This is a genomic window from Bacillus fungorum (genome assembly GCF_002746455.1).
Taxonomy (GTDB): domain Bacteria; phylum Bacillota; class Bacilli; order Bacillales; family Bacillaceae_G; genus Bacillus_A; species Bacillus_A fungorum.
Map to the genome: position 1 here is coordinate 1 of NZ_NWUW01000119.1, position 1,306 is coordinate 1,306.

2 protein-coding genes are annotated in these 1,306 nt (G+C 33.8%); both read left to right on the plus strand.

The window, feature by feature from the left end:
* A partial coding sequence (locus tag CO726_RS30900) for a tyrosine-type recombinase/integrase (protein WP_136699918.1) occupies positions 1–562 on the plus strand: 562 nt, incomplete at its 5' end.
* A gap of 212 nt (positions 563–774) precedes the next feature.
* Positions 775–1,101, plus strand: coding sequence for a helix-turn-helix domain-containing protein (locus tag CO726_RS30905; RefSeq protein WP_023901702.1), 327 nt, complete (start codon positions 775–777; stop codon positions 1,099–1,101).
* Positions 1,102–1,306 lie beyond the last annotated feature (205 nt).

The following is a 1,306-nucleotide window of genomic DNA, read 5'->3' on the forward strand; positions in this document are numbered from 1 at the left end:
AATTTTAGATACATTAAAAAGAACAAATTTCTTTATGTATTCCTTGTTCTTCCTCCTTACCACTACTGGTCTACGAATTGAAGAAGTCGCAAATGCAAAATGGGCTGATCTTGCGTTCCACCCTTCTTTAAATGTCTATCTCCTACGTGTAGTTGGAAAAGGAAATAAAACGAGAGAAGTCCGTATCTTTGAGGATGTACTCGATGATATTTGTCATCTTCGTCAATTGCGTAAACAAATAAGTGACTTGGACGCCTCTAGCATATCTGCTTTTCTACCTAAAGCGGATGGCTCTCACTATAGGGCTGACTACTTATCAAAATATGTAGCAGAAAAAATTGAAGAAACAAACTTACCGTTTCTACGTTATCGAAAAGATAGAATTACTCCCCATACCTGCAGGCATTTCTTTGCGAATCATTTGATGGGAAAAGGTGTCGAGCTTAAGAAAATACGTGATTATTTAGGGCATGAATCTATCATGACTACGGAACGTTATTTAAGAGAGCGTACAAGACGTCAAAACTTGGCCACAATAGATATAGGAAATTCATTATTTTAGTAAGTATATATAATAGGAAGAAACTCGATTCGATGTTTCGATTTCTTCCTATTTTTTTGCTCTTGGAACTCCAAATATTTCTCTATCATCACAATATTTTAACTAATTATTACAAAGTATTTTAAATTACGACTTATTATTAGTCATTAGGACACAATTTACCTTTTCTGTTTTACACTAACTTTATAAATCAGAAAGGAAAAGGTGATGATATGTCCCATCTAAGCAAACGACTTGCTGAATTGAGAAAAAAACAAGGATATACCCAATCCGATATATCACATCGCCTAAACATTGCCCGCACTACTTATGCAAATTGGGAATATGGGAAAGCTGATCCTGATGCAGATTCCATCATGAATCTTGCTGAAATACATAACGTCTCCATAGATGAACTATTTGGGCGAAATGCACCACTTGAAAGTAAATTAGAATTAATTAAAGTAGCAATATCTGATCTGCCTCCACAAAAACAACAAGAAGTGTTAGAGGTTCTTATTGATTATACCTATTTCATAAAAAAGCATTTTACCAAATGAATGTAAAATTATTTTTCAGCAAATTTTATATTATACGTGAGTTAAATGCACTTATGTAGTATTAGCCTGTAAAAGGGGCTACACATTTTCAATGCCCCGCCCTCGCGGAATAATCTTTGGAAACCCTTGTGTTATCAGTAGATTTGATAACACAAGGGTTTTTGCAACTTTACTAACAATATAGTTTAAAATTTTGATTTAGTAT

Coding starts and splice junctions, on each gene's coding strand:
- CO726_RS30905 (WP_023901702.1), top strand. CDS start 775: ATGTCCCATCTAAGCAAACGACTTGCTGAATTGAGAAAAAAACAAGGA.